The sequence below is a fragment of the Vibrio sp. OPT41 genome, from assembly GCF_015163595.1.
GTDB classification, from domain to species: domain Bacteria; phylum Pseudomonadota; class Gammaproteobacteria; order Enterobacterales; family Vibrionaceae; genus Vibrio; species Vibrio alginolyticus.
Genome location: NZ_JADDYH010000074.1, coordinates 120,254 through 140,705, shown reverse-complemented (window position 1 = coordinate 140,705; position 20,452 = coordinate 120,254). Strand labels below are relative to the sequence as shown.

The following is a 20,452-nucleotide window of genomic DNA, read 5'->3' as shown; positions in this document are numbered from 1 at the left end:
AGTTAAGTTGCACTCCCCAATGGTGTTGAGGAGTGCAAGCAAAATTACAAGTCTTCTTCCCACACGACCAATTCATCTTTTGGCCAATTGTGGCCTATCTCATGATACTTTTGTTCGAGCACATGACGTTTAATTTTAAGCGTTGGCGTCAGTACGCCATTTTCTATACTCCAAGGTTCTTTAATCATTAACACACCTTTGATTTGCTCATGAGAGGCGAGTTCTTGATTCATCCTGGCAATAACTTTACGTGTGGTACGTGCGTATCGCTCTCGATCAAAGTTAGGGAAGTCATGTGGCACAACCAAAAGAATCGGAGCGGGTAGCCCTAAACCGATGAGACACATCATCTCTACGCGACTGTACTCGAAAAGCTTTTTCTCGATAGGAACCGGAGAGACAAATTTACCTTTGGCGGTTTTGAAGTTATCTTTTTTACGGCCTTGAATCGTTAGATAACCATCTGAGTCGATAGCGCCGATATCGCCTGTGTGTAGCCAGCCCTCTGAATCAAAAGACTCTTGGGTGGCAATATCATTTTTGTAGTAGCCAGAAAATAGCCCTTTGCCACGCACCATGATTTCATCATCGGCTGCGATTTTTAACTCAATGCCTGGCCCTGCATTACCGACACTACCAATTTTGTCAGCTCTAAATGGGTAGTTGAGCGTGCTGTAGGCAAATGATTCCGTCATCCCCCAAGCCTCTGTGATATCAAGGCCCACTGAGTGGTACCATTCCAACAGCGCTGGCGAGACAGGTGCAGAGCCACAGCCTAATACTCGAGCCTGATCTAAACCTAGACCATCTGCTAGCTTTTTCTTGATCAAAGAATTGACGAATGGGATTTTCAACAGAATATTGAGCTTCTTCTGTGGAAGTTTGTCTTGAATACGTTGCTGGAATAGCGTCCATAATCGTGGGACGGAGATAAACAGAGTTGGTCGGTGCATCTTCACATCTTCGATAAAAGTGTCCAGTGACTCTGGAAATGCTGTTGGCACGCCACCCATAATCGATGAACCGAAGATATAAACACGCTCTGTAATATGAGCGAGCGGTAAATAAGAGAACAATCGGTCGTTTTCTTGGATACCAATATGATTGATCAGTTGCTGAACAGACCAACTGAATGCGCCGTAAGTTAGCATCGCGCCTTTCGGTAACCCTGATGTGCCTGAGGTATACACCAACGACATTAGCTTGTCATCGTAATGCCGCGGACGCTCTTCACTTGGCATTGCATCTGCAATGAGCGCTTGGTATTCGTGCTTACACTTTGGTGCCGTGTCATAAGGTAGAGCGATGCTAATGAGTTCAGGCATAGCATCAATGACCTGCTGAGTTGCTTTGGGATCATCGAGTTTTCCGCCAATGATCGCTTTACTTTCACTATGAGTCACACAGTATTCGATGGTGTCTGCACCGGCGGTAGGAAAGATTGGCACACTGACATAGTCACCAAGCATCATAGCAAGATCGCAAATAAACCATTCTGCACAGTTTTTAGATACTAACGCAACTTTGTCGCCAGGCTTTACACCAAGCGAGCGTAGTGCGCTGACAAGTTTTAAGGCTTGATCTGCAACATCAGAGAATGTGTACTCAACAAACTGTCGGTTAATAATTTGTTTTAGGTAGACCTCATTTGGACGCTCTTGAGCCCATTTGAGGATCATTTCATTTGGTGGTGGGAGAGCGCAACCAGCAGCGCTATTTAGATTCGGCTGATTCATTTTAAGTGACTCCATGTCTTCTCATTGTATTTATAATTGTTAACGCATTGTTAACTTTAGCATGTTAAATCGCGACACGGGAATGCATTTTGATGAAATATGTGGGGAAGATAGCGTTAGTTATGGTTGAAGTCGGAGCGACTCGATCTAAAAAGCAATGTGATTGATGCTACGCAAAAGAGAACAGGCTTTTCAGCTGTTATGTCATACCGACTTCATACTAAGAGCACAGGTAAGCAATTTATTTTATTAATAATATTGCGAAAACATAGAATCTATCCTAATTATTTATTAACTAGTGGCTTAGTGTTGAAGATAAGTATAAATGTCTCCTAATTTCTTCAAAGCGCCAAACTTAAAGGTATGTCGTGGTTTTGAAGTAGCTATACTAATCTTACTTTGGAAAGTTAGGAGCTTCACCTCAAGCTATTGCCTGAGATTACTTGGGTACGATCATCAGCAAAAGGAAAGATGTGATGTTACGGAAGACTTTACTGGGTACCTATCTTTGTAGTTTATTCATTGCGGGGAATGCATATGGTGCTGAAGGAGATGATATTCCTCAGCGTGCCCAAACGGTTGGTGATGTTATTGAGCGCCCAGGCGTTCTCACACCTAAAGGTAAATGGTCATTTGATTCGTCTTTAAGCTATACACAAAACTCTTCAAACAAAGTATCTGTTGTTGGGTATACAGTCTTACCAACTCTGATTGTTGGGCGAATTGAAGTGAGTGATTCGGATAGGACTACAGTAACCGTTGGATTAACTGCTCGGTACGGTTTAACAAACGCCACAGAGTTAGAAGTTAGAGTGCCGTATGTGTATCGTAATGACCAAGTTTCTACGCGCCCCATTCAAGATGGTTCAAACAGTGAAGTAGTAAACACAACGGTGGATGGCGGAGGGCTTGGTGATGTAGAGTTCGCATTGAGGCACCAGTTTAACTTTGAGTCTGCGCCATACTGGGTAGGTGGCCTTAGAGTAAAGTCGGATACAGGACGATCGCCTTATGATGTTTCTATTGAAGATGGAAGCAACTCATTTAGTGATGTCCCTACAGGTTCGGGTTTTTGGAGTTTTGAGCCTAATTTATCTCTTATTCACCCTGTTGATCCTGCGGTCTTGTTCGCTAGTCTAAGTTATATTTATAACTTAGAGGATACTGTTACAGTTGGCGACACAAAAGCTGATGTTGAACTTGGAGACACTATTTCTCTTTCAGGAGGAATGGGGTTTGCGGTGAATCCTGATCTTTCATTCTCTTTAGGACTTAGCCATAAAACTATTTTAAAAAGCAAAGTAAATGGCAGATCGGCAGATGATGCTAAGTTGCTTCAATTAGATGCATTAACTTTTGGTATAAACTATGCCTTTAGTGAACGCTCATCTATCAATGTTAGTGCTCAAGCTGGTCTTACAGAAGATACTCCCGACTTTCAATTAACAGTACGAGTACCTTTTAATTTGTAAAATGGATATTAGGCCCTTGAGTCTTGGGCCTAATTTATCGTTAGCGCCTAGTGTTCGCATTATAAATTGATTGGATTATATTGGATAAAGTAGGTATATATTCTTAAAATGATGGTGGCCTATTGATATATCTACCTTTCTTTTGGTATGTAATCATAGATATCAGTCGTTTCTAATATCAAAGAAGCTTAACGTGACAATTTTTCAGATAAAAATGGAAATGCTCATTGAAGGTGGTTCAATAAGGCGTCTTCTAATTGTTGGTTTGCTTTGATTTCCCGTATTACCCCATTTACTTGAGCATCAATGTCTACGAGCGTGCTAAGTCCAATAATACTGTTATCTTTCGTGTTTTGAATAATATTGATAATACTTGAATTTATAAAGTCTGAACTTATTATATTAGGATTTTGAGACGAAGGCATTTTGGGTGAATCTATAGAATCATCTCCAATAATATTTCCTTCACCAAATTGTATGATGTTAACAATACCCTGGTTGAAAATATCTCCACTTTGATTTTCACTATTTGCGCTAATGTTTTTTAAATTACCATTTTCAATTACTAAGTTGGCAATGTTTGTGTTCAAAATATCATCGCCATTTATAGTCGTAGTAATGCTTAATCCAATATTAATAATATACTCGTCCGTAATTTGGAAGCCACCTCGATATTCTTCTAAAGATAAATTTGAAAGAGGAGTAAGTTCTTGCAGGCCAACATCTTTAGCATTCACATTAAAATGAGGTATTAGCATACAAAGCACTAACAAAAATTTATTGTAGTTCATAATGTAGGCCTTTCAGGTTGTTAAGTTCTTAAAGTTATTTAAAACAATGTTATATTAATTTTCACCGGAAACTGGGAGAGTAATGCTAAATACCCCTAAGGAATCTCTAGACACTCCTGTTTTTAATGGTGATCTTTGATATACGGTGAAATTATCATTGGTTATAAAGCTAGACCGTCCCATTTCCGCTTCGTTACGGACCAGTAACACAATTCCTTGGTAATATTTTTCAAACTCATCCAGTTTCATTATCATGGTTCCTCTAGAGGGGTCTCCTAGAATAACTGAGTGATTGTTTATACCTCTGATGACAACAAAATGCATATACCCGTCGAAATTAACGAGAGTAATCCCAGGGACGCCGACTTCTTTAATTTTCTCCAGTCCTACTTGAAAGCCGTCAGAACGTAACCCTATGGAATCCAAGTAAAACTTCATATCCAACAAAGAAAAACCTTTCTCTTTGATTTTTTCTTTATCACCTTTTTCAAACATGCTTTTGAAGATATCTTGTTCAGATGACTCTGTTGCATAATGAAAAGTGAGAAGAGAAGCCAGGGCGGCAGAGCCACAGCTGAAGTCATACTGTTGGCGAAAAACATCACCGAACACTATTTCTTTGTAGCTTTTAACAGGAACAGAGTAATGTGCTCGGTAAGGTAGCAGTTCTAATGAAATGGCTGATGCTGAATAAACGAGCATCAGCCAAATTAAGTTATTTAATACTTTCATATTGTTTACTTGAGTGTCAGGTTAACGACGGTAGAGTTCTGGATTAAAACGTTGTTTCCGCTGTTCTGAATTACGTTGGATATACCCGAACTGTCTGCGAACGCTCCACTTGATAGTATATTGTTACCACTCACGGTGTTTGACGCGACATTATCTGACGAAATACCATTGATATCTGATTCTGCATAAACCAAGTCGAGTTCAACATTTTGTCCACCTCTTGATTCATTCATGATATCCAAGCTAACTTCTCCGCCAGATAATGCAATGTCATCAGCGAGTGCAGTGCAGGCAACTATCATACTCAAAGTACAGATTGCCAAACGCATCGCTTTCTCCTACTAGTCGGTTACTCACCCCCAGTAAACACACTTGCATTAGTTGTAACAGATTGTTGTACAAGTGAATTTGAACCAGCATTCTGACCAACGGTAGTAATACCAGCTGCACCACCAAGACCACCAAGGGTGTTCATGTTTTCAACTCGAACTCGAGTATCATCCGCGTTAGTTGCATAAATAACTGATGCACCTGTAACACCACCCATTAGGCTTGAGCTCGCAACAACCATATCTGTATCCATATGGACTTGATTGAAGCTATCAACATTTGTTGAGCTCGAGTCACTTTGATAGTTACTATTGTCGTTAAAGCTGTTCGAGTTTGTTGTGCTTGAATCAGCGTAGCTACGGTTATCACTCTGGTTACGGTTGTCGCTTTGATTACGATTATCGCTGTTATCGTTAAAGCTACTGTTGATACTAGAGTCACTGTTGTCGTTGTTGCTACGTCTTACAGTAGTACTAGAGTCACTGTTGTCGTTGTGGCTTCTATTTGTGTTAGTACTTGAATCACTACTATCACTATTTAGGCTCACATCAAGATCAGCACTGGTACTGTTGTCGTTAGCGTTAGACGTACTATTGTCGTTGTGGCTTTGAGCTGTGTTAGTGCTCGAGTTTGAGTTGTCGCTGTTGTTATTAAAGCTGTCATCAACACCAAGAGTTGCACTGTTGTCAGTGTCGCTGTTGTCGTTGAAGCTATGACCAATACCTAGTGACGCACTATTATCGCTGTTGTCGTTGAAGCTATCACCAACACCGAGAGATGCGCTATTGTCACTGTTATCATTGAAGCTGCCAGATAAACCGATATCGGTATTAGCGCTGTCAGTCCATTGCATGTTGTCGTCTCCATCATCGATCTCATTCGCGATTAGAGAGCCACTAAATAAAATTGCTGACATTGCTAAAGCAAGCCCTGTTTTGTTTAGAGTCATAACGATTACTCCATTTCCTGTTATTCCTGATTAAAAATGACTGCACTTAACTTCTTGCTGCTTCCTTCAAATGTTGTGGGAAGCGATGAAATTATAAGAAAGGATCAGTGAAAGCTGTTCTCATTATTGAGAATGATTCAGGCTGGAAGGGAGTATTTAGGTGCGTCTCTTTAAGGTGTTAAAGAAAAAAATAACATAATCATAATGTTATTTTTTGTATTTACTTTAAGTACTCATCAAGTATGAAATGAAGCCAATATAAAGAAGTAATTCGTTCTATTGCACTGAGCGGAGCAGTCATCCATTTTTTATAAATGGTATTTTATCCAATTATTATCTTTATTATTTAATATTATAAATCATATCCTTATGCTAACACAGGTTGAAAAGTATGGATAAAAATATAACAGGTTCATACTTTTTAAGTCTTTTTCGGTGCTGAAAAGCAATGCGATATCATTCTGAAGTGCTATATTTTCTACTTAAAATGAAGATAAATTCTCTTTGCTATCCCCAATTAATTTTCTAACGGGGGTTGGTGAAACAGGTAAGTTAATGTGGTGGGACTATGGAAAAGAAGCACTTGATACTGCTAGCTGAGAGTAATTTACAAAGTAACTTAATAAAAAAACAGCTGTCTTCCATTCATGATGTCGATGTAAAGATAATGCAACCAGATGAAGTGGTGTTCAGAAGTCACTCACTCAGTATCGATTTGATGTTTATTGATTACGATTTTATGCGTCAGCTTGAAGTACAAGGAAAGTTACCAGATTTTGATCTATTTGGGTGGTCCTTTATGCTTCACAACGTCCCTTGTGAAAAAGTACAAACGGACTTACTGCATTGGAAGTTGTTGAAAGGAATTTTGCTCCGAAGTGCATCAGTGACACATATATGTGATGGCGCGGAATACGTACTGAAAGGTGGGTTGTGGCTACCAAGAATGTACCTAGAGAAGTTAGTCCTCAATTATCGGCATGCAAATTTGTCCGAAGAACAGCAGCATGATGAGTTAACATGCAGAGAAAAACAGATTCTAGAGCTACTTGTGTACGGCATTTCAAATCAACAAATTGCTTCAAGACTTTTTTTATCTGAAAGTACAGTGAAAAGCCATATATACAAGTTGTACAAAAAACTCGATGTCCATTCTCGTCATGATGCAGTTAAGTTGGTAAGAATGAACAATGGCTTAACCGAGAGAAGTTAAGTCATAATTTGTGATGCTCTTTTTATCGGGGTCTGTTCCGTTTTCACTATCTAATCTAAGCAAGGGCACTCGTATTTGAGTGCCCGTGGTTTATCTAGATTCAATAGTTGGCGTATCAGCAGGCTACATCATGCCCGTGACAAGGCCTGCTGCCACAAAAAACACGATCATCCATAGTACCGAAAGGTTGAGCTTTTTGTGTAGATAGAAACCCGCAATCACTAACGCCATGTCGATGGGAGCAACAACTGCGCTGCTAAATACTGGCTGGTAAAGTGCCGCGAGTAGTAACCCTACTACCGAGGCATTTACACCGTTGATGGTGCCGGAGACCAGCGGTTTGCCTGCCAGTGCTTGCCAGTTTTTAAGAACGCCAAGCAGTAGAAGAAACCCTGGGAGGAATACGCCAAGCGTTGCGATCAGCGCGCCTAAAATTGGCGTATCCGAAAGCTCATAACCGATAAAAGTCGCAAAGGTGAACATTGGCCCCGGTACAGCTTGTGCAGCGGCGTAGCCTGTTAAAAATGCATCTTGGCTGAGCTGGTCGCCAACAATGTTTTGCAGAAGCGGCAGAACCACATGACCGCCACCAAACACTAAGCTACCAGCTTGGAAAAAATCACTAAACAGCCCAAGCAAAGGTAAAGTATGAGCCACTAACGGTAAGCCGAGTAAAAGCACCGCAAATAGAGCCAATGGCGCGATAGACGGTTTAAACGGCTCGGCTGATGGCGCGGAGTCTTTCTTCAGATATCGCATTCCGACAAAACTTGCTGCTATCAACACGAACATTTGCGTCATGATGCTTGGTGCTACCAGCAACGCAATCGCAGTCGCGACGCACAAACCCGCGGTCAGTTTACTTTGGCAGAAATTTTTGTACATGCCCCAGGTTGCATCCGCCACGACGACGACTGCGAGCAGTTTTAGGCCGTGAACGATGTTTTGGAACACTGCGGTGTCGGTGATTTGGCTGCTCACCATCGCTAGCGCCAACATGATGATCACTGAAGGAAGAGTGAATCCGACAAATGCTGCGCATGCGCCACCTAAACCGCCGCGTTTATAGCCTAAAGCAAAGCCGACTTGGCTTGAGCCCGGTCCCGGCAAAAACTGACTGAGTGCGACGATTTGCGCGTACTCGCTGTCATCAAGCCATTTCAGTTTCTCAACAAAGGTTTGGCGAAAATAACCAATATGAGCCGCAGGGCCGCCGAAGCTGAACCAACCCAGCCAGAAAAAAGTTTTGAAGATGGTGAACATGTCGAGCCTGTTTATCTAAAAAGCATTGTTGCTAATTTATCGAATGCTATAAAATGACTCAAATTGATAATTTTAATTTCATCTATGAATGAGATGGGATAAGGATATTGGAGTGAAAGAGGACATTCAGTGGCGCAACATTGACTTGAACTTATTGGTGACGTTTTCCTACTTGTATCGCTATCGAAGCGTTAGCGTCGCGTCAGAGAAAAGTTACGTTAGCCAGTCGGCGATGAGTCATAGTTTGTCTCGTTTAAGGTTGTTGTTTGACGACCCGCTTTTTGAGCGAAAAGGGCACAAGATGGAGCCCACCGAGCACGCTCACCACATCGCGCCAACTGTGCATCACTTGTTGGATTCTATCGCCAAAGACTTGCTCACTAAGTCTGCCTTCCAACCTGAAAATTACGCGGGTGTATGTCGCATCGGGTTAACGGATTATGCCGAGTTTATTTTTGCTCCTCGGCTTTATGACGAAATACGCCAGCGCGCCCCAGAGGCGCAGATCAGTTTTATTAACGTCAATCGTAGCAACTACGTGGCACTAACTGAGCATGAAAAGCTCGATGTCATTATTGGCAGCATGCCGGTGTTGGATGACAACTTTGAGAGCTTGTACTTGTACACCGAAAAACACGTGTGCATGTGTGATAAACAGGTATTGCAAGGGGAAACACAGCTGTCTCTGGAAGCGTTCGCGAACATCGAGCAAGCTCTGGTAAGTCCCGATGGGAGCTTAAAGACACAAGTAGACCAAAAGCTCGCAGAACATGGCTTGAGCCGCAAAGTCACCGTGGCGTCGCGCAACTTTCTCACTATTCGGCATCTATTGAAAAAGCGCGATCTCATTGCCATCGTGCCAGAAAAAATGGCGTTGGCGGAGGGCTTTTCGGACGATCTCATTACTGTTAAGCCGCCGATCGCCGTTGCGGATTTTGACATTGCCATGCTGTGGCATTCCAGCCGAAACAATGAAGACAAAGGCATTTGGCTACGCGAGTTGGTTTCTTCGACTATCACCTCTAAATGATAAACATTTGGGGCACTCATGGTGCTTAGAGTGATTTGTTGTTGAACTTCTTACTACCCGCTGAGTTATCGGCGTTACACCGAAACAGTACTGATTGTGCAAAATGAATGTCTTGGGTTAGGGGGGGATGTTCCAGGTTTAATTCATAAAAGAGATTAATGGAAAAGGTATCATTGAGTTGTACCACGTAGTTTAAGCTCTGTTTGCACGTATACATGAAGAGGGAATAAGCGTCCATCTCGGTATTTTTCCACCAGTAAGTTCACTCCCTGAGTTCCCATCAACTCAGAGTGAATACGAATTGTAGACAACGGCGGAAAGGTAAAGCGAGCAGTAGGAATATCATTCATACTAATCAACGTAATATCCTCTGGTATCTTTAAGCCAAATTCATGGATTGCACGTACTATGCCAATCGCGATGGAGTCTGAATCAATGAATACTGCTTTCGGGAAGTCACCTTTGGCTAGCATCTCTTTCGCTAAGTTATAACCGGACAAACTAGAGCAGGCACAATAGTGTATATCATGTTCTGCGACCACGCCTTTTAGATAGCCATAGTCCAAAAACACATTTTCACGAGTGTCAGCTGCGTCGTGCTTGTCTTGACCGCCAATATAACCGATGCGGCGGTGGCCTCGTTGTACAAAGAAATCAACTACTTGCCTACTGATTCGAATAAGGTCGACATCAACGCAATCATAAGGGCAGGTTGGATCTGAAAAGTTTATGTAGCAAATGCTATCGGCTAGACGTTTAGGTAATTTATCTACTACCTTTTGGTCGACATTTCCGACTAAAAGGACACCTGTTATCTTTTTCGTTTCAACATCAATTTCACTGTTATAGCAATTGGTTAGCGTAATACCTAATTTGTCGCATTGCGTTTCAATCCCATGACGAATTGATAAGTAGTAAGGGTCATTCACCTCTGTTTCTTGTTTGTAGTTATATAAGGCTAAAAAGTGATGTTTTTGCTTAGCTTCTTTGATGCCTTTCTTCGAGCTACTGGTGCGGTACTCCAGTTTTTCTGCAATTTCCAAAATGCGGTATTTGGTTTCTTCTTTAACGCTCAACGTTGGGTCGTTGTTCAAAACCCGCGATACTGTTGCAAGTGAGACGCCTGCTTCAATGGCGATATCTTTTAGCTTTGCCATGTAAATTTCCCGTTGGCACTGCCCAAGTGTGAGCTCAATAATCTGACTATTTTAAACAGCTACTTAGATATGCACAAACCTTTAGTAAGACAGTCCTAAACACTTTAAATCATCATATCAAGCCAAATTGTTTTCATGAAATAGACTCTATTGAGTAATAAATAAAGCCGTAAACGTAAGGATTATATTGCTGTAAAAATACTGAAAAACGCGACTGGTTTGGAAACTTGCTACTTGTGGTAACTCTAGTACTTAATAGGACTCGAGCTGTTTAGAGTTTAATCAAGCAAACGTTTTATTGTTCATGTTTATGTTTTGTGTCTCATTTTATAAACAAATCAATAGGAAAGTATTCAACTCTATTTATAATCTCCGCGCTTTTAAAAGCTGTCTAACAGTATGAAAAATTAGGAAATTATAATGAAAAAAGTATTGCCATTATTGGCTTTAGGTGCAGTGGTTGCTTCAGCATCAGTTCAAGCAAAAGGTAACTGGTATGTTGGTGCTGATTTGGTAAATTCAGATCTTAAAGTTAAAAGCTTGTCAAAAGATCTTTCTGCGACAGGTCTTAGCCTTGCTGTAGGTAAAGAGCTTCAATATTCAGAAAACTTCAAACTAGCTTTTGAAGGTGAGTACATATACTTTGGCGACTTTGAAGAAACATTTTCTTACATGGGGTGGCCGGTTAAATTTAGTGTTGATGCTTCTGCGTTCAATTTCAATGCGAAGCCTAAATACCAATTTGCAGGTACAGGCTTCTATGTTGGTGCGATAGCTGGCCTTGGTGTAATGAGTGTTTCTTATGAAGTGAAATCATCTAGCACTGTTACCGATGATGGTCGTGATGTAGGCTTTAACTACGGTGTTGAGGCTGGTTATGAGTTCGCTTCAGGTTTGGTTGTATCTGGTGGCTACCGTGCTTCTTCGGTAAGTATTGATGCCGAAAACGGTGGCAGCGAAGATTTTGATTTTGACAGCCTGTACGTTGGTGTTGATTACAAGTTTTAAGCTCGCGTAAGCAAACATAGATACTAAAAAGGAGCCGTTAGGCTCCTTTTTTTATTAGATTATCAATCAACTCATAATGGTGATCTTGTACGCCTGCAAGGTTGCCATATTTGGGTTGGTGGCGGTCATTTTCTTTCGCGTGTTGCCAGCCAATGGTGTGACGCACAAAATGCTCTGCAAACGCGTGGGAAACTTCCAAGCAACCTGCCAGTACGGTATCAACATAACTTTGCATGATTGGGCTCTTTTCGCATGGTGGTAGTGGCTCGTCTTTTACGTAAACCCAAATGTCATGTTCTTGGTTAAAACTCGCATCTGTTTCGATTTGATCTGGCTGAAGTTGAATACGATGATAACCTCGCTCACGGCGGTCGAATTCTGCGAGCGCTTCTTCATTTACTTCGAGTAAAACGCCATTAACCTGTCCATCGCCTTGGTTCACCACTAATGGAGAGAGGCTGTAGCTGTCGTCAATCTTCCCCCAGTAGCGAACCAACCCATGTGCTATGACGGGAATGGCTTCTCCCGTTTGTCCGGTTAACTTACGCGACGCAGAATTAATCAAACTGCCATAGCCAAATATGTACATTGTCGTTGCATCCCTTAACTGATAGTTGTGCCTCTCATGTTTATACCTAACCCGCATCTGAAGCACAACTTTACCTCTTAAGTATAATCTTAATTATAAACATGTATTTTTTATACATGTTTATGGTAGCATCAATATGTAGTTGAGTTAACCAGCATCGAGAGACGCTTGAGGGCAAGATAATGCTGAATATCACCGATAAAAAAGTAGAAGAAAAAATCCCCGCATGGCTGCGATTAGGCTTTCGGCCGTTTTTTCTGTTTGGGTCGATTTACGCCATTGTTGCGATTGCGTTGTGGGTGTGGATGTTCCAAGGCGGACAGCCAAACGCATTAGCCGTGCCTGCATTGTGGTGGCACGTACATGAAATGTTGTTCGGTTTTTCGATGGCCATTGTAGTTGGCTTTGTACTGACCGCGGTACAAAACTGGACTGGCATTAATGGTACCAAGCATTACATGCTTCTGGCTTTATTTGGCTTGTGGTTAGTGCCCCGCATATTGCTTTGGACACCAGCACCGTTATGGTTAACCAGCAGTATCGAAGCGGTATTTTTACTGTTTGTCGCCTATGAGGTGGGCATTCGTGTGTATCGAGCCAAAGGTTGGCGTAATTTGTTTTTCGTTCCACTGTTTCTTTTAGCCATCTTTGCGAACTTTGCAAGCTACGCAACGATAAAAGGTATGCCGCCCTTTAGCTCTTCAGCGGTGTGGCAAGCAATGCTGTGGTGGTTTACCTTGCTGTTGTCAGTGATGGGCGGACGTGTGATTCCATTTTTTACTGCGCGTCGATTTAATTTCGAAAAAGCGCAACCATTGGCTTGGTTAGAGTGGTTCGCGAACTTGCCATTGGTAATGCTATTTGTGCTGAGCTTTTTCCCTGTGACGTTTGCAGAACTAGGTAGTCCTTTGATGCTATTTACAGGTGTTGCTCAGTTGGTGCGTTTTGTTCGCTGGAAACCTTGGTTAACCCTGAGCGAGCCTTTAGTGTGGTCGCTGCATGCTGCGTATTTGTGTTTACCACTAAGCTTAATTTTGCGAGGCGTCTGGGGAGATGCATTTGCCAGCCATAGCCTCATTCACCTGTTTGCGATAGGTGCGTTAGGCGGTTTGATTTTAGCGATGATTACACGGGTGACGATGGGACATACTGGTCGCATGATCTACAAAGGGCCAAACATGAGCCTTGCGTTTGCAGCAATTACCGCGGCAGCTTTGGTTCGCAGTTTCGCCGTGATCTTTGATCCAGCGAACATGATACTGTGGATTGATATCAGCGGCGGATTATGGATTGTTGCGTTTGGGCTATTTGTGTGGCGCTTTGGTGTGATGCTTGTGACCCCTCGTGTGGATGGTCACCCCGGATAAGATTCTAATGTGAGTAGAGAAAAGAGGAGCCGCGTGCTCCTCTTTTGGTTTTTGTTCTTTATAGGTTTAGTGTTTATTCGTCTTCGTCGTCCGCTTTATTCGTGAGCCCCAAGCGTTTAAATAGCCACCACTCTAGACCAAAAATGACAATTAAGGCGATGCAGAACCAGGTGAATGCCATGGTGGATTCCACGCCTGGCATTCCACCAACATTGATACCGAGTAAACCTGTTAAGAAGCTGGTTGGTAGAAAAATCGTTGCTACCAAAGTAAACAGGTAACTGTTTTTATTGGTTTTCTCATCACGATGATGTTTGATCTCTTCTTGGAAAAGCGCCACTTCTCCAAGATAAAACTCAAGTGTTTCATTTATGCGCGTAATATTATTGTGTGCGAAGCGATATTGATGAGGTCTCAAAGCAATCAATTCTGATTCTGACTCCACAAGATCACGGATAGCGTACTGCTGAGGGCGAATAAAACGCTTGATAGAAATCAGTGCTTTTTGAGTCGCCATATGTTTGTACGTCGACTCATCATTCACGTCGAACTGGTTTAGTGTTTCTTCAATCGTATCAAGGTAAATGTCTATTTTACTGTTTAATCCTTCAATGATCTGATGAAGTAAACTGGCAAGACTTTTTGGGCCTTTGTGTTCCGCTAATGCTTGGCGAATCTCCATGATCGCGCGTGATGGAATTTTACGAGTTGAAATGAGTGCGCCTTGAAAGTAGAGAATTCGAATACTAAGCATATCTTCTGGTGATGCATTGCCGTTCATATTGACGCCTCGTAAAATCAACATGAAGTTCTCGTCATCCAAAGGATGGAAAGATGGTCGACTTTCGTCGGCTAATAGATGATCAACCGTAGCTCGAGGTACTTGGTTTTGCTCCAGCCAACCACGAATATCAGGATGCAGCCGTTCGCAATGGTACCAATGCTTAGCTTGAATTTGCTCTGCCGTGGTGGATTGTTGAGTTGCTTCTGGGGTTGAGAAGTCCCAATGTTCAATCATAAAACCCATTTTCTTTTCCTTGTTTGAGCCGATACCAAAATAACCTCAAGATACTTCTTTCGCGAGAATTGCATTGCCATACAGAGGCAATACTCTGAGTACGGTACTCTGAAGTCATTGATGCATTATTTTTCAAATGAGTATGATTGTATTTAACGCCAAATGTCTATGAATAGTTGTTCTTATTTGCAATCGAGTGGAGCGCACCAAGGTGTTGTGCTTAAACAACAAAACAAAAAGCCTGCAACTAAGCAGGCTTTATTGTGGGGGAGGGAGGGGAGCTGTTAGCCAACTTGAGAAAGATTAACCACTTTCTGTTGTAGCTTTTTCTTTAAATAGTCCGTTAAGGCCTGTTTTTCTTCCTCGTTCATGTAAAGACCAAGCTTAGTACGGCGCCATAAAATGTCTTCATCGGTCATTGCCATTTCATGGTTCATTAAGTAATCGATCTCACGTTGGTAAACACCACCTGCTTGTGCCGAGAACGTTTGTCCTAAGTCAGCTTCACTTGTTGTGCCTTCCATTAAGTTCCAGGTTTGGGTACCAAACTGTGTGACATAACGAAGAATCAATGCTTCTGGCGCCCAAGTGTATTTAGCATGAATTTGTTTCGCTAATTGTTCACGACTACAGCTGAAGTTACCACCAGGAAGGGTTTGGTTGGCCGTCCAGTCTTTACCCATTTCAGGTAGGAACGGAGCAAGTTTCTTCATTGCTGCTTCACCTAACTTACGGTAGGTCGTTAACTTACCACCAAAAACAGAAAGCAGAGGTGCATGGTCGTATTCCGCATCGAGCTCTAGCGTGTAGTCTCGTGTGATTGCTTGCGGAGAGTCAGATTCATCGTCACATAAAGGACGAACACCGCTGTATGTCCAAACTACATCTTCGCGAGTCAACTGGTGGACAAAGTGTTGGTTTACGATATCAATGAGGTAATCGACTTCGTCATCTGAGATCGACACTTCACGTGGGTCACCTTTGTATTCCACATCTGTTGTACCAATGATTGAGAACTTATCTAAGTAAGGAATCATAAATACGATGCGATTGTCTTTGTTTTGAAGGATGTAGGCTTGCGGTTCGTTGTGGATACGAGGAACAACGATGTGCGAGCCTTTGATTAAGCGAATGTTACGAGGAGAGGCTTGCTCTAATCCATCATCAAAGAACTGTTTTACCCAAGGCCCCGCAGCATTGACTAACGCTTTCGCTTTACGTTCGAAACGTTGGTCTGTCATCACATCGTGAATAGTAACATGCCAGATACCACCTTCACGGTGTGCTTTTTCCACACGGCAGTAGTTACGCACTTCAGCATGGTTTTCGCGAGCCGCAAGAACGTTCAGTAATACTAAACGTGCATCATCAACCCAACAGTCAGAGTATTCGAAACCCGTTTTCATTTCTGGTTTTAGCAAGCCAGATTTCGCAAGGTTGACGGTTTTACTGCCTTGCAGCGTCGTACGTTTACCCAAGTTATCGTAAAGGAAAAGGCCACAACGAATCATCCAAGCTGGGCGTAGGAATGGGCGATGCGGTAAACGGAAACGCATTGGTAGTGCGACGTGTGGTGCTTTACGAAGAATAACCTCACGCTCTGCGAGCGCTTCCGAAACTAAACGAAACTCGTAGTGTTCAAGGTAGCGTAAACCGCCGTGTATCAGTTTAGAACTTGCTGAAGAAGTCGCAGATGCGAAGTCATTTGCTTCATATAAGCCAACACTCAAACCTCGGCCTGCTGCGTCTGCCGCAATACCAGCTCCGTTAATGCCGCCACCGATTACGATCAAGTCTAAGGTAGTGGATGAGCTAGTAGTGGAAGCATTATTTTGTATACTCATAAATTTGACCTCTTGGTGAGCGAACGAGCATTTTAGAACATAATGTAATCCTAGCTCAGGTTTCGTTTGTGATCATCTATTATTTTCGTTTGTGAGCGTTTTGTGTGATTTAGACACAAAAAAACCTCTGTCTAATTAAGACAGAGGTCATTTGAGGGGGAATTATACGATTGACGTTACTCGTTTTCGGAGTTTGATTCGTTAGCTTCAACCACTTCAAGTGGGATAGAAGCTTCCTTCAAAATTGACAAGATTTCTTCTGGTGGCTGCTTATTGGTAAAGATCATGTTGAGCTGTGCAATATTGCCTAGTTTCACCATAGCATTGCGCCCGAACTTGGTGTGGTCTACGGCAAGAAATACACTACGGCTATTGTCAATGATCGCTTGTTTTACCCGGACTTCGTGGTAATCAAAGTCTAATAGCGAGCCATCGAAGTCGATACCGCTAATGCCGAGAATACCAAAGTCGAGACGGAACTGTTTAACGAAATCGAGGGTAGCCTCGCCAACAATACCGCCGTCTCTGCTGCGGACTTCTCCACCCGCTAAGATGACTTTGATTTCAGGGTTAGGGAAAAGAATGGTCGCAACATTGATGTTGTTGGTGACAACACGCAACTGTTTATGGTTTTTATTGAGCGCTCGCGCAACTGCTTCTGGTGTAGTGCCAATATCGATGAATAGTGTGGCACCATCTGGAATGTGTTTGACTACCTCGTCTGCAATGACATCTTTTTCATTGAAGTTGAGCGCTTTACGCGTGTTGTAAGATGTGTTTTCAGAACTGAGAGGAATAGTGGCTCCACCGTGATAACGACGAATTTTGTTGTCATCGGCGAGTTCATTGAGATCGCGTCGGATGGTTTGTGGGCTGACATTGAATCTTTCTACCAACTCATCCGTGCTGACATAGCCTTGTTTTTTCACCAGCTCAACAATCTGCTGGTGTCGAGGTATTTGCTTCACTTACCACTCCCTTGTGCATTGGTAACGGCCAATGCTTCAAATTCGAAGCTCTATTGTGCTCGAATTTGCTCGTTGTGAGAAGTAAGCGAGTTCAGGAATCGGGGATAAAGCGCAAAAAGAGCGCACAAATGGCGCTCTTTTTTTCTTATGGAGATGAGATTAATCTTCTTCGTCGTGAAGTTCAGACCAGGTTTGTGCACATTTCACTGCACGTTTCCAGCCCTTGTAACGACGATTGCGTTTTTCTTCATCATCGTGTGGCTCAAAGGTGCGATCAAGTACCGCTTTATTCTGCAACTCATCAATGCTATCCCAGTAACCAACGGCAAGGCCGGCAAGGTAGGCTGCACCAAGAGCGGTAACCTCAGTTACTTGAGGGCGGTGTACTTCTGTGTTCAATACATCGGATTGGAATTGCATGAGGAAGTTGTTCGCTACTGCACCACCATCGACGCGAAGGTTCGCAAGCTTAATGCCTGAGTCAGCTTGCATCGCATCCAGTACGTCACGAGTTTGATAAGCGATGCCTTCCAATGTTGCACGGATGATATGGTTTGAATTCACGCCGCGAGTAAGGCCGACAATCGTGCCACGTGCGTAGGCATCCCAGTATGGAGCGCCTAAACCAGTAAATGCAGGCACGACATAAACGCCGTTTGATGTATCCACTTTTGTCGCGAAGTATTCAGAGTCTTCTGCACCGTTTAGGATTTTCAATTCATCGCGTAGCCATTGGATAGAAGCTCCACCCATGAATACGGCGCCTTCAAGTGCATAAGCTGGTTCGCCTGCAGGACCACAAGCCAAAGTTGTTAGAAGACCATGTGTCGAAGTGACTTTTTCTTGGCCCGTATTCATTAGCAAGAAACAACCCGTACCGTAAGTGTTTTTCGCTTGACCCGCTTCAACACACATTTGGCCGTAAAGCGCCGCTTGTTGGTCACCTGCTATTCCAGAAATAGGAATACGAGTACCGCCTTTACCACCGATGTTGGTTTTACCGTAAATTTCCGATGAGCGCTTCACTTCTGGCATCATAGATGCTGGGATGCCAAGCTCATCTAACATTTTTTGATCCCAACATAGATCGTTGATGTTAAACAGCATGGTACGCGATGCGTTAGTGTAGTCGGTTACGTGAACGCGACCTTGAGTCATCTTCCAAACTAACCAAGTATCGACAGTACCAAACAAAAGCTTGCCTGCTTCTGCGTCTTCTCGTGCACCTTCAACATTGTCCAGAATCCATTTAACTTTGGTACCTGAGAAGTAAGGGTCAAGCACCAAACCAGTGTTGTCACGTACATAGTTTTCGAGACCGCGTGCTTTTAAATCTTCACAGATATCAGCAGTACGGCGACATTGCCATACGATCGCATTGTAAACGGGTTTACCTGTTTCTTTATTCCAGACGATGGTCGTTTCACGCTGGTTAGTAATACCGATAGCCGCTAATTGGTCGCTACGGATGCCAGACTTAGCTAGAGCTTCTACTAAGGTAGAGCTTTGTGTTGCCCAGATCTCCATTGGATCATGTTCAACCCAACCAGCTTCTGGATAAATCTGAGTAAATTCGCGTTGCGCGACGCTTACGATGTTCGCATCATGATCAAGAATCACTGCGCGAGAGCTTGTTGTACCTTGGTCTAGGGCAACAATGTATTTTTGCTCAGTCATGGTAAGAATCCTTTTGTTTCGTTATTTATATTTTAGTAAATGTTCGAGTTACGTCAGTTTTAAGCTCTAGCTTCTTCTGTTTCTTCTTCCGTCTCACATTGGTTTGGAATCGTGCAACCGTGACCTTGTTGTGGAAGGTAAGCGGCAATCGCTTTTGGATACAACCAACCTCCAAAACATGCACCTGCAATCGGAGCAAGTAAAGGCACGATAAAGTAAGGAATGTCTTTAGCACCTGTCAGAGCGTAATCCCAACCTGCGAAGTAAGCGAACAGCTTCGGTCCAAAGTCACGAGCTGGGTTCATCGCAAAGCCTGTTAGTGGGCCAAGTGAACCACCGATGACGGCAATCAAAATACCGATCAATAGAGGGTTCATTGCGCCACGTGCTGCGCCGTTATTTTCATCGCCCAGAGCCAGAATCGCAAACATCAGCACAGCAGTGATAACGAATTCCACAGCAAAAGCACCAAAGAAAGAGAGGGAGGCATGCGGATAGGTTGAGAAGATACCAGCAGTTGCTAGTGCATCTTGGCTGCTGCGAACGAAGTTATGAGCGATTTCGTAGTCGGTGAAAAGGTTGCTGTATAAGCTGTATACCAATGCAGCAGAACAGAATGCCCCAAGCATTTGAGCGATAATGTATGGCACCACTTTCGCCTTATCAAAACCATGGAACATAGCAAGTGCGATGGTAACGGCAGGGTTGATGTGTGCACCAGAGACGCCAGCCGTACAGTAAATAGCGATGGCGACACCGAAGCCCCATACAATACTGATTTCCCATTGTCCAAATGATGCGCCTGTTAGAACTAAGGCTGCAACACAGCCTACGCCGAAGAAAATAAGTAGTCCTGTACCGATAAACTCGGCCAAACATTCTCCAAGCAGAGAGGGGTGTTTGTTCGTTGTCATGTTAAAAGTCCTTTGATCATTTTTGCCTGTCTAGCACGATACTATTGTGCATATATAAACGTTTGCGAAAACAAACGAGCGTTAAAAATGAGCGTTTGAGCATAAATTTGTTAATCAAAGTCTTCGTTTTTGTTAAATGGCGCATCTTTTAACCGGAAAAGAACACAACGAAAATAATTTATTTGTCACGAGGCCAGTGTTGAGAGCGCTCAAATTACCGATGTGAAAAAGAATGCACAACTGGTAAGAGGAGTTTTGTGAAGCTGCTACGTGCTTGGAGATTTATTACACAGAACTTGTGTAGCAATTAACCCTAAAGGAGTAGCGGAATGTCAAATGTATCAAGGGATAGCAGTGATATAAAAAATACGCTGTCATGTTTGGACTTTTAGAA

The 20,452-nt window shown here is 42.8% G+C and carries 18 protein-coding genes; 5 read left to right on the top strand and 13 right to left on the bottom strand.

Annotation, left to right across the window (positions count from 1 at the left end; all coding sequences use genetic code 11):
* Nucleotides 1-44: 44 nt before the first annotated feature.
* The gene (locus IQP38_RS24520; RefSeq protein ID WP_054576343.1) at nt 45-1,736 is read right to left on the bottom strand and encodes an AMP-binding protein; all 1,692 of its coding nucleotides are present in this window, start codon (nt 1,734-1,736) and stop codon (nt 45-47) included.
* A gap of 476 nt (nt 1,737-2,212) precedes the next feature.
* On the opposite strand from IQP38_RS24520, the gene IQP38_RS24515 reads away from it, so the two are divergent.
* Nucleotides 2,213-3,208 carry a transporter gene (locus IQP38_RS24515; RefSeq protein WP_005380160.1) on the top strand — a complete coding sequence of 332 codons (996 nt, stop codon included), beginning with the start codon at nt 2,213-2,215 and terminating at the stop codon, nt 3,206-3,208.
* 224 nt (nt 3,209-3,432) lie between these two features.
* On the opposite strand, the gene IQP38_RS24510 is transcribed toward IQP38_RS24515, so the two are convergent.
* From IQP38_RS24510 to IQP38_RS24495, 4 genes are read right to left on the bottom strand one after another with little or no spacing between them, the layout of a single operon-like run.
* Entirely contained in the window at nt 3,433-3,999 is a 567-nt protein-coding gene (locus tag IQP38_RS24510) for a hypothetical protein (protein WP_005380163.1), read from the bottom strand.
* Nucleotides 4,000-4,053: 54 nt separating this feature from the next.
* The gene (locus tag IQP38_RS24505; RefSeq protein WP_005380165.1) at nt 4,054-4,731 is read right to left on the bottom strand and encodes a C39 family peptidase; all 678 of its coding nucleotides are present in this window, start codon (nt 4,729-4,731) and stop codon (nt 4,054-4,056) included.
* A 5-nt stretch (nt 4,732-4,736) separates the two neighbouring features.
* Nucleotides 4,737-5,060 (bottom strand): hypothetical protein, encoded by a 324-nt coding sequence (locus IQP38_RS24500; RefSeq protein ID WP_005380167.1) that lies wholly within the window; start codon nt 5,058-5,060, stop codon nt 4,737-4,739.
* Between the two features lie 20 nt (nt 5,061-5,080).
* Complete coding sequence (locus IQP38_RS24495) at nt 5,081-6,010, bottom strand: hypothetical protein (protein ID WP_005391691.1); 930 nt, start codon at nt 6,008-6,010, stop codon at nt 5,081-5,083.
* A 568-nt stretch (nt 6,011-6,578) separates the two neighbouring features.
* Between IQP38_RS24495 and IQP38_RS24490 the strand changes: the two genes are divergently transcribed.
* Complete coding sequence (locus IQP38_RS24490) at nt 6,579-7,223, top strand: helix-turn-helix transcriptional regulator (RefSeq protein WP_005380169.1); 645 nt, start codon at nt 6,579-6,581, stop codon at nt 7,221-7,223.
* A 123-nt stretch (nt 7,224-7,346) separates the two neighbouring features.
* Here IQP38_RS24490 and chrA read toward each other — a convergent pair whose 3' ends face one another.
* A complete protein-coding gene (gene chrA, locus IQP38_RS24485; RefSeq protein ID WP_193838115.1) occupies nt 7,347-8,486 on the bottom strand; it encodes a chromate efflux transporter in 1,140 nt (379 codons plus the stop codon).
* Between the two features lie 112 nt (nt 8,487-8,598).
* Between chrA and IQP38_RS24480 the strand changes: the two genes are divergently transcribed.
* On the top strand, nt 8,599-9,516 hold the full coding sequence (locus tag IQP38_RS24480) for a LysR family transcriptional regulator (RefSeq protein WP_416222595.1): 918 nt from the start codon (nt 8,599-8,601) through the stop codon (nt 9,514-9,516).
* A 170-nt stretch (nt 9,517-9,686) separates the two neighbouring features.
* Here the strand turns inward: IQP38_RS24480 and ebgR are convergent, their stop codons facing one another.
* A complete protein-coding gene (ebgR, locus tag IQP38_RS24475; RefSeq protein ID WP_186584698.1) occupies nt 9,687-10,673 on the bottom strand; it encodes a transcriptional regulator EbgR in 987 nt (328 codons plus the stop codon).
* 420 nt (nt 10,674-11,093) lie between these two features.
* Between ebgR and IQP38_RS24470 the strand changes: the two genes are divergently transcribed.
* Nucleotides 11,094-11,681: an outer membrane beta-barrel protein gene (locus tag IQP38_RS24470; protein ID WP_017820436.1), complete on the top strand. Its 588-nt coding sequence runs from the start codon at nt 11,094-11,096 to the stop codon at nt 11,679-11,681.
* Nucleotides 11,682-11,718: 37 nt separating this feature from the next.
* Here IQP38_RS24470 and IQP38_RS24465 read toward each other — a convergent pair whose 3' ends face one another.
* Nucleotides 11,719-12,270: a gamma-glutamylcyclotransferase family protein gene (locus tag IQP38_RS24465; RefSeq protein WP_025768214.1), complete on the bottom strand. Its 552-nt coding sequence runs from the start codon at nt 12,268-12,270 to the stop codon at nt 11,719-11,721.
* 182 nt (nt 12,271-12,452) lie between these two features.
* Between IQP38_RS24465 and IQP38_RS24460 the strand changes: the two genes are divergently transcribed.
* Nucleotides 12,453-13,637, top strand: coding sequence for an NnrS family protein (locus IQP38_RS24460; RefSeq protein WP_017636003.1), 1,185 nt, complete (start codon nt 12,453-12,455; stop codon nt 13,635-13,637).
* A 73-nt stretch (nt 13,638-13,710) separates the two neighbouring features.
* Here the strand turns inward: IQP38_RS24460 and IQP38_RS24455 are convergent, their stop codons facing one another.
* The 5 genes from IQP38_RS24455 to IQP38_RS24435 all read right to left on the bottom strand — a co-directional run bounded on the left by IQP38_RS24455 (nt 13,711) and on the right by IQP38_RS24435 (nt 20,058).
* Nucleotides 13,711-14,664 carry a CorA family divalent cation transporter gene (locus IQP38_RS24455; protein ID WP_005391702.1) on the bottom strand — a complete coding sequence of 318 codons (954 nt, stop codon included), beginning with the start codon at nt 14,662-14,664 and terminating at the stop codon, nt 13,711-13,713.
* 275 nt (nt 14,665-14,939) lie between these two features.
* Complete coding sequence (gene glpD, locus IQP38_RS24450; RefSeq protein WP_017636005.1) at nt 14,940-16,499, bottom strand: glycerol-3-phosphate dehydrogenase; 1,560 nt, start codon at nt 16,497-16,499, stop codon at nt 14,940-14,942.
* A gap of 176 nt (nt 16,500-16,675) precedes the next feature.
* Complete coding sequence (locus tag IQP38_RS24445; RefSeq protein WP_005380192.1) at nt 16,676-17,467, bottom strand: DeoR/GlpR family transcriptional regulator; 792 nt, start codon at nt 17,465-17,467, stop codon at nt 16,676-16,678.
* Nucleotides 17,468-17,626: 159 nt separating this feature from the next.
* Entirely contained in the window at nt 17,627-19,144 is a 1,518-nt protein-coding gene (glpK, locus tag IQP38_RS24440; protein WP_005380193.1) for a glycerol kinase GlpK, read from the bottom strand.
* 59 nt (nt 19,145-19,203) lie between these two features.
* Nucleotides 19,204-20,058: an MIP/aquaporin family protein gene (locus IQP38_RS24435; protein WP_005380195.1), complete on the bottom strand. Its 855-nt coding sequence runs from the start codon at nt 20,056-20,058 to the stop codon at nt 19,204-19,206.
* Nucleotides 20,059-20,452: the final 394 nt, after the last annotated feature.